This is a genomic window from Martinezella calliandrae (genome assembly GCF_030272695.1).
Taxonomy (GTDB): Bacteria; Pseudomonadota; Alphaproteobacteria; order Rhizobiales; family Rhizobiaceae; genus Rhizobium; species Rhizobium calliandrae.
The window spans coordinates 1-8,099 of sequence record NZ_JARFYN010000107.1 but is presented as its reverse complement, the minus strand read 5'-3'; the positions used below and the strand labels follow the sequence as shown (position 1 = coordinate 8,099).

Genomic DNA, 8,099 nt, shown 5'->3' with positions numbered 1-8,099 from the left:
CCAAACACTGACCCGCATCGCAAATGGCTGGCCAGCCTCTGATATCGAGCAGCTCATGCCGTGGAACTTCAGCGCAGACGCTATCGGCTAACCGCTTACCTTGAAGAAGCGATAAGGCACCTTGAGACTTTTTCATATATGCTCCTTAGTCGGGCGAACAGTCCTTTGAGTTCCGGCTCGTCCACACATGGCGGCTCGAAGGGAGATATCCAGATTATTGTCCGTTCCCTTCGTTCGGGAAACCTCTTGCAAATCTTTTCGACCTTCAAAAGGTGCACCTCGACCATTGACGGGACACTTTCTTGCGACGCGAGAACCTTCGGGTAGGTGTAGTAGCCGAATACCTTTTTCTTCGCCTTTCCTCTGATTCCTGCTTCCTCCCATGCCACTCGTTCGGCAACTTCATGCCCCCTAAATCCTTTGATCGGCCAGCCTTTCGGAATCGTCCAGCGGCGCGTCTCGCGTGTGGTGGTGAGGGCGACTTCGATATGCGCTTTGCCCGCGGCGCTGTACGCCAACATTCAAAACCATAGCAATGGCACATTCGTTCCTGGGATCGCGGTTGCCCGCGCTTGCTGTGGTCAATTCCATCCGGACTTTCGCCGGATAAGGCATCAGACCAAAGTCCTATCCGCGGCGACTGAAGCCTCACGCCAGGAACAAGCACATTGTCCCATTGTTCGGTGTGTGATTCCGTCTCGTATGGAAAACAGACGAAACGGATGAAAATGAGAGCAACGGTATCGCAGCCGCTTCCCTTGCTTTGGCGAGCGGATATGCATTCGCACAGTCATCCGCGGCTGCGGAACTAGGGCGGGTCGAGAGCCACCATCGTGGCGGGTTCGGCGTAAGGACGATGTGCGTCTGCCACTAAGGGCATTCAACAAGGAGTTCAAAATGTCCCGAAACCTTTTCTACATACTACTAGCTTCGGCTGCCCTCAGCGTCGCGCCTCTGTCGCATTCCACCTCCTTCGCGCAGCAGGACGACACGGTCTTGCCGAAGACCGGAACGTCAAAGGGCGAGTCCGGCAAGACGCCCAAGGCCCAGAGCGGGACGAGCGAAAGCAGCCAAAGCGGCACCTCGAACGAAACGGAGAACCCGATCCCGAAATCGAAGACCGCGCCGAAAGCTCAGGGCACTGAAAGCAATCAGTCCGGCACAGAGACGCAGAAGCCAAAGACTGGCGAAGCCACAAAGACTGCGCCGTCCTCTGGCGAGCAGACCCAAGAGAATACCGGAAAGGCACAGAGCTCTGGCGAAACCAAACCGAGCCAGAACAACAGCCAATCCACAACCACTCAGCCGGGCACGAATGAACCCTCCACCGGCGGCAAGACCGGAACCGGCACGAACAATACGAACACCGGCAGCGCCCAGACGAAAACGACCCAGCCCTCCGGCGACACGTCAAAGAGCTCTACCAATGTCAATATCTCCGTCGAGCAGCAGACGCAGGTCCGCGAGGCAGTCAAGGAAGTTCATGTCGAGCGCGTGCATGAAACGGATTTCTCGGTCGCCGTCGGAACAAGCATTCCTCGCAAAATAAGGCTTGAGCCGTTGCCGCCGCGTATCGTGGAGATCGTGCCACAGTACAAGTCCTATCGCTTCTTCGTCCTCGATGACGGCCGCGTCGTGATCGTCGATCCGTCGACATTCAAGATCGTCTACATTCTCGAGGCCTGATGAGACCTTGCAAGCGTGCAGTGCCTCAATGCAAGGCACCGCCCCTTCACTGCGACCAAGATCGTCTCGCGTCGATCTTGGTCGCAGTGATCGCGCTGACAGGATGGAAGGACCATTGTGACATCCCGGAATGCCCAACCAACGTTCGTGTGGCCAACGAAGCGCATGAGCGGGAACCCACCGCTCGTCTCGCGGATTAGATCAGTTCAGTACACAGGAGGTTTCCATGTCGACAGCAAGGCAGAAGAAGCAGGACGGGGAGCGGCGGCGGTTGTCCCCGGCGGTTAAATCATTGGAACAGGCAAAGGCGAGCGAGGCAACGAACGCGAAGGATGCGCTGGACAAGGGCCTTGAGGACACGTTCCCGGCTTCCGACCCGGTATCGTCGACAACAACATCCGTGCCGACGGGACGCGCCGACAAGGAAGCGGCCGATAAGAATCGTCGACTGTGAAGCCGCCGGCGTGGGAGCAAAACGACTGCTGCCGTCCGCCACGCCGGTTTTCATGTTGCACCGACGTCGATGTCGGCAACGATCGGAAGATGATCCGATGCCACGCTCGTCAGACGGTTGCGAATGACCGCAGTATTCACGACCCGCAGATCGGCGCTCACGAAGATATGGTCGAGCCGCATCAAAGGGTAATATGAAGGGAAGGTCGGTCTTGCCGCCCGATTGCAGACAAGTTGCGCGTCTTTCAACTGACGCGCCGCAAGACGGTACGCGCCCGACGCTGGGATCGCGTTGAAATCACCGCACAGAATCATCAGGGCAGGATTGTCGCCACCGCAATTCAGCCAGCTTGGGCTAAGCAGAGCGCTCATCTGTTGGACACGGTCGCGTCCTCGAAGCCCGAGGTGGGTATTGACGACGAGTATTTTGCGGTTTGCGAACGTCGCCTCCAGCGAAAGCGCGCCGCGCGCTTCACCTAAAGAGGGCAACGGGCCTGCTTTGACGGCTCGCGCTGGCAAAGCCGTTATGATGGCATCCCCATACTGTTCTTCGGCAACCGTCAAAGTCGGATTGAAATGCGCTTCCATTTTCAGCAACGAAGCAATAATAGCCGCCTGATCGACACTGCCGGTCCGGCGGCGGCGAACGTCTATTTCCTGCAACGCCACGATGTCGGGCCTGGCATCCGCAATGACCGCCGCAATTCGGCTGGGATCGATTTTCCAATCAGTACCAATGCAGCTGTGCACATTGTAGCTCAGAATTCTGATCACTCTTTGCTTCCACATGGCCGAAGGAACACGAGAGGCGCACAATCGTTCCGCTTCCAGAGGTTCCGCCGCACAGCTCGCGGGGAAAAGATGGACGATGTTTTTGAGACGTACGATCTGGAATGGCTTATTTGCCGCTGCGATCTGCCTCGCCGCTTTCCTTGTGTATCGCATCCTGCATCGGTATAGCATCCACGACATCTCGGCTTCGCTTCAGCAGATCCCGTTCTCTCATCTTTGCCTTGCGCTCGCCTGTGCTGCCGCCTCCTATTTTTGCCTTACCGGATTTGACTTCCTTGGAATCCTGTCGCTCGGCAAGTCCCTGCCTCATCGGAAGGTTGCGCTCGCCTCCTTCATCAGCCTATCGATGGGCCACAATATCGGCCTCGCGGGATTGAGCAGCGGCGCGTTTCGCTACCGCTATTATTCACGTTGGGGTCTTACTGCGGAGGAGGTCGCGAAACTGGTTCTGTTTTCCGGCACGACTGTCTGCCTTGGACTGATCACGCTCGCCGGTTTCGTGTTGCTTTTAAATCCGCAGGACGCGGCAGGTCTGTTGCGATGGAACTCGGTGTGGCTTCGAACCGCAGGCGGCGCCATCATCATTCTTCCGATCGTCTATGTCATGCTGGCCGCTTTTCTGCGCCGACGGTTCCAGCTTTGGCGTTGGACCTTTGAATTGCCATATGCTTCCTTTGCGCTTTTGCAGGTGGCGATGGGAACCTTGAATTTCCTTCTGGTAGCGGCCTGTCTCCACCAGCTGCTGTCGGCTTTCGCCGACGTAGCGTTCTTTCGATCGGTCACTGCTTTCGTGCTCGCCAATTCAGCAGCGCTTGCCACCCATGTGCCTGGCGGTCTCGGGGTCCTGGAAACGGTGGTTGCTTACATCGCCCCCGATGCAGCCTCAATCGGCGCCTTGGTTGCATTTCGCTGCGTCTACTTTTTTCTCCCGCTCGTGCTCGGTACGGTGCTTTTCATCATCGGCGAAATCGTGTTTCGCAGGCATGCCAGCGAAGGGAAGACGGCTCATGAAGCGATTGAGAAGCAGCCGCACCGATTGTCCCAGTGGTCGGACCGGGTCGAAGAAGGCAGTTCCGGGAACCGGACCATCCTTTTTATCCGTCGGGACAAAGGGTAGCAGACATCCCGATTGGACACTGAGTTCGTCGATCGCCGCTACGAGTGAGCCCTTGCGATGGACCGTGTTTTTCACGATGTCGGCACGGCAGCCAAGATATTCGGCAATAAGAAGATCGCGCAGCCGCGTGATCGCGAACCGATGGTCGGCTCCCGTTGCTTCAAAAAGGATATCGCATTCCGTGTCCATGCCTTCGGAGCGATGATTGAGGTTTGACGAGCCGATGCGCAGAAGGTTGTCGTCGCAAATCAGAAGTTTCGAATGGACAAACAGTTCTGCACATTCCGTGCCATCGCGAATGACCGGATGGAAAATGCGCAGGCGCTTGTATCGGTCAGCGCGTCTGAGACGCTGGATAATCCTGTCGCGGTTTCCACCCATGATCGTATTTTCTATCATTCCATGCGAGGTGGCGGTGCAAACGATGACGATTTCCGGCCCGAGCGGCTCCTGCAGGCGGGCGACGAGCGCATCGGCAACGGTGAATGAGGCCAGATATTGCGTCTCGATGTAGAGTTGCCGGTTGGCCCGGGCGATGATCTCCTTTGTCGTGCGGATACCATGATGCACGCCAGGCCTGACCAGAGTATCAGGCTCGCTGACGGCGAGCCTGACCGGCACATTGAACAACGAAACGGCGGAACAGTTCGGCCAATCGGAAGCTACTTTTGTCGACAAGGCTTCGAATATTTGACCGGTCGCCTCATGCCATCGCTGCCTGGCCACTGCCGATATGAGGCAGGCTGCCTCGCCGGTCACCATCACCTGCAGATCGTGCAGCGGTTCATAGGCAGCGCCGTCCGGGTCGCGCCTCAGCCGGTCGCGCACCTTGTGACGGCGTGTGTCCCAACGCCGTGAAGTAAGGTCCATTCCGCCAATGAAAGCAGCCGTGTCGTCCACGCAGACAAGCTTTTGATGGTGACAACCACGTAGGACAGATTGAAAGGCAAAGCGCAGCTCGATGCGATCGTTTCGGGGAAAATCTGCCCTGGCGACGACATGGAGCGATTTTTCGGAATAGGCTGGACCGAGAGCCCAGATCAGAATCTTGATTTCGAGGTCGGGATTGCCCAGCGCAAGACTTTCCAGCAATCCACCAAGTGTCTGCCGAGAATATTCGGGCTCTAGGAGAATGTCCGGATTAAAGTCCCACCCTATAATCCATATTTTCCTTTTGGCACGGCGCAACGTATCTGCCAGTTGCGAGAAATAACAGCTCCCGTTGATCAGGAAGGCGGCTTTTTCAGCGACGCCTTCAAGCTCTGTCTCGTCGATCCCCAGAGTCATACCTGGCCAGGCCTCTTCGCACGCGATCTTGTGGCGACTAAACCGCTGAAAAAATTCGACAATTGTGGAACCTAACGCGTTGACCTCGACAAGGTTCCTGCGGCCTGCAAACTTGGTCATCGTCACCAGTGAGGCGGCGCTTGATCAGTGCGGATAAACCCTACGCCCATCCCACCGCACGGGCGGCCAAATTGCGATCCGGTTGCAGAGCTTCTTTTTCTCACTTCGTCGGACATGCTGCCATTTCTTTGAGTGGGACGCGCGCAGCAGGCATCACTATGCGATAGAAGACTCATCCGACATCACCCTGCAGGTGACGTTTCTTAGCTTCGGCGCCCCCGGAGCGCTTGTCCAAACCGGCTTCGAGGATCCTTCGCACGCCAGCCGCGATAGTATGTCTTGTGCCCTTCGGCGAATTGTTTTCGGGAACAAAACTAGAAGATCGGAAGTTCGGCGGCGACAAATAATCCAGTCGACGGAGGCCTCGATGACTGACGAACTTTCCGGTTCGAAGGGAGAACGCAGTCATTCTGCGGACATCTCGCCAGCCACTGACCTGAAAAACAAGACCACTGACGATATCCGCTCAATGACGAGGATAACAAAGCAAGCATCGAGTGCCGCCCTGGAATCCGCCGGGGACGTCGTCACCGAGCAGACGCACTTTGCTGCCCGGCAGGTGAGCGGAATCGCGGCAGCATTGGAGAAAGCGGGGGCGGAATTGGAAGGCTCGGATCAGCGACAAGTCGGTCGCTACGCCCGCCAAATTGGTCGCAGCGTCGCTGGTATTGCGAAGAACATTGAGGGCAAGGACTTAGGCCAGATGGCCATAGTAGTCGAGAACTTCGGCCGCAAGCAGCCTCTGGTATTTCTAGGCATTGCAGCCTTGGCTGGATTGACCGCAAGTCGATTTTTGATCGCCTCCGGCAACCGAACCGAAAAAGCTACGACAGCTGCGCCATCGGCGGACAAATTGGCCTCCGAAAGCAAGGACCACCCCAATGACTAATCCTTCCGAGACTACTCCACTGGCCGAATTGATCAGCGGTCTCCTGAGGGACGTTACAGGTCTTCTGCGCAAGGAGATCGACCTGGCTAAAACCGAGGCATCGGAGAAGTTGTCGGCTGCTTTGAGCGGCGTCGAGGTCCTTCTCATGGGAACGGTCTTGGCGATCGGTGCAATCGGCGTGCTGCTGAGCGCGGTTATCAGCGGTGTAGCTGCATTGCTCATGGCCCAGGGGGTGAGCGAGCCTGCAGCCAGCGCCATTGCCTCCATGACCGTCGGCGGCCTGATCGGCATCATTGCATGGATAATGATCAGGCGAGGCCTCGCTGTCTTCCGCCGCAGCAATTTGGCACTTGAAACAACCAAGACCTCAATTCGCCGTGACATGCAAACCGTGAAGGATAAATTTTGATGGAAACGTCTATAGACAGGACCTCCGCACAGATTCAGCGGGAAATCGATAAGGATCGCGAGCGGCTCGGGGAACGCATCAGCGCGATCCAGGAACGAATGTCGCCCGGACAACTGATCGATGAGCTGCTCGCCTACGCCAAAAACAGCGGCGGCAGCGAGTTCATTGGTAACCTTGGCCGATCCCTCAAGGAAAAACCGCTTCCTGTAGCGTTGATGGGCGTCAGTCTGGCCTGGCTGATGGCCAACGGTACCCCTTCACCGACAATCGTAGCGCCCTCTTCAGCCGAGCCCGAACTCGAGCTTTACCCAGTTCAGGGACCCGTACGCCGCCTCGGCCCGCCATCATTTGTAGGAGGGGCGCGTTACAGCCATTTCGCGGACAGCACCGGCAAAACGCTGAAGGCGCTGACCGACGAAACAGGACGCCGCGCGGGTCATTTTGTCGATGAAACAGGAAAGACCTATCGCGGCTTCGTCGATGCGACTGGCAAGCAGGTCGATCAAATTCTCGATGAGACGGGGGCGGTTCTGGATTCTGCTTCCGGTTGGGCAGCCGAAAAGTGGCAGCAAACAAAAACCGCGGCGGAAAACCTCGCGGACCACGCGACGGGAATAGCAAACTCATTGGCAGACCGCACCTCGTCCGTAGCAACAAACCTTCATGAGCAAACAAACAAGCTGAACGCCCTGATCCTAAAGCAGTTTCGAGATCAACCGCTGGTGGGAGGCGCACTAGCCTTCGCATTGGGTGCTGCGATCGGCGCGGCGATTCCGAGCACCGAAACTGAAGATGAATGGGCAGGCGAAGCATCGAGTGCCGTCAAGGACGCCATTAGCGCTCAGAGCTCCCGGCTTGCCGAGGAAGGAGCAGCGCTCGCTTCCAACGTATATCATGATGCCGCCGAGGCCGCATCTGAAGCTCACGATAAAATCAAGGATCGCCTTTCCAAGGAGGTCGACTCGCTGCGGAAATCAGAGCCAAGTGGGAATGCCACACCAAGCTGACAATACCGCGCGCCCGAAACCGGAGATCCCCTGCCAATGAAATGACCGCCGAGTCGCAGGCGCTTCGCGGGCTAAGATTCCATTATGAAACAGCTATGCGTTTACTCGCCGATTGTCTTGACGCCTGGCTAGAGGACGACGCGTCCTCCCATCACGGCCGACCGCTTGATGGCTTCAATAACTTTCAATGTCTTCAAGCCTTCGCGACCGCTGACCAAAGGAGCTTCCTCACCCCGAATGGGATCTTCCGCATATTTGGTGCAGGTCGGGGTCTGCGATGTACCTCGGCCTGTCAGCGGTTTCGCCATGGGTTGTTCAGGAGCCAGTTCCGCAGCATTT

General features: G+C 57.1%; 8 protein-coding genes and 3 pseudogenes. 7 read left to right on the top strand and 4 right to left on the bottom strand.

Annotation, left to right across the window (positions count from 1 at the left end):
* Positions 1-91, top strand: a 91-nt coding sequence (locus PY650_RS35520; protein WP_285884737.1) for a transposase domain-containing protein, incomplete at its 5' end; no start/stop codon positions are given.
* Between the two features lie 4 nt (positions 92-95).
* Here PY650_RS35520 and PY650_RS35515 read toward each other — a convergent pair.
* Positions 96-521: an NUDIX hydrolase gene (locus PY650_RS35515; protein WP_285884734.1), complete on the bottom strand. Its 426-nt coding sequence runs from the start codon at positions 519-521 to the stop codon at positions 96-98.
* A 376-nt stretch (positions 522-897) separates the two neighbouring features.
* Between PY650_RS35515 and PY650_RS35510 the strand changes: the two genes are divergently transcribed.
* Both PY650_RS35510 and PY650_RS35505 read left to right on the top strand, forming a co-directional pair.
* Positions 898-1,686, top strand: a complete 789-nt coding sequence (locus tag PY650_RS35510; protein WP_285884733.1) for a DUF1236 domain-containing protein — start codon at positions 898-900, stop codon at positions 1,684-1,686.
* A 226-nt stretch (positions 1,687-1,912) separates the two neighbouring features.
* Positions 1,913-2,140 (top strand): hypothetical protein, encoded by a 228-nt coding sequence (locus tag PY650_RS35505; RefSeq protein ID WP_285884732.1) that lies wholly within the window; start codon positions 1,913-1,915, stop codon positions 2,138-2,140.
* 50 nt (positions 2,141-2,190) lie between these two features.
* On the opposite strand, the gene PY650_RS35500 is transcribed toward PY650_RS35505, so the two are convergent.
* A complete protein-coding gene (locus tag PY650_RS35500) occupies positions 2,191-2,928 on the bottom strand; it encodes an endonuclease/exonuclease/phosphatase family protein (protein WP_285884731.1) in 738 nt (245 codons plus the stop codon).
* Between the two features lie 79 nt (positions 2,929-3,007).
* Here PY650_RS35500 and PY650_RS35495 point away from each other — a divergent pair.
* Positions 3,008-3,958: pseudogene (locus tag PY650_RS35495) on the top strand (lysylphosphatidylglycerol synthase domain-containing protein); the annotation flags it as partial.
* Positions 3,959-4,264: 306 nt separating this feature from the next.
* On the opposite strand, the pseudogene PY650_RS35490 reads toward PY650_RS35495, so the two are convergent.
* Positions 4,265-5,335, bottom strand: a pseudogene (locus tag PY650_RS35490) (phospholipase D-like domain-containing protein); the annotation flags it as partial.
* Between the two features lie 487 nt (positions 5,336-5,822).
* Between PY650_RS35490 and PY650_RS35485 the strand changes: the two are divergent.
* The 3 genes from PY650_RS35485 to PY650_RS35475 are packed head-to-tail and all read left to right on the top strand — an operon-like array spanning position 5,823 to position 7,760.
* The gene (locus tag PY650_RS35485) at positions 5,823-6,344 is read left to right on the top strand and encodes a nutrient deprivation-induced protein (RefSeq protein ID WP_285884730.1); all 522 of its coding nucleotides are present in this window, start codon (positions 5,823-5,825) and stop codon (positions 6,342-6,344) included.
* Positions 6,337-6,753, top strand: a complete 417-nt coding sequence (locus tag PY650_RS35480; RefSeq protein ID WP_285884729.1) for a phage holin family protein — start codon at positions 6,337-6,339, stop codon at positions 6,751-6,753. The genes PY650_RS35485 and PY650_RS35480 overlap by 8 nt, the downstream gene beginning before the upstream one ends.
* Positions 6,753-7,760, top strand: coding sequence for a DUF3618 domain-containing protein (locus PY650_RS35475; RefSeq protein ID WP_285884735.1), 1,008 nt, complete (start codon positions 6,753-6,755; stop codon positions 7,758-7,760). The genes PY650_RS35480 and PY650_RS35475 overlap by 1 nt, the downstream gene beginning before the upstream one ends.
* A 128-nt stretch (positions 7,761-7,888) precedes the next feature.
* Here PY650_RS35475 and PY650_RS35470 read toward each other — a convergent pair.
* Positions 7,889-8,099 (bottom strand): annotated as a pseudogene (locus PY650_RS35470) (hypothetical protein); the annotation flags it as partial.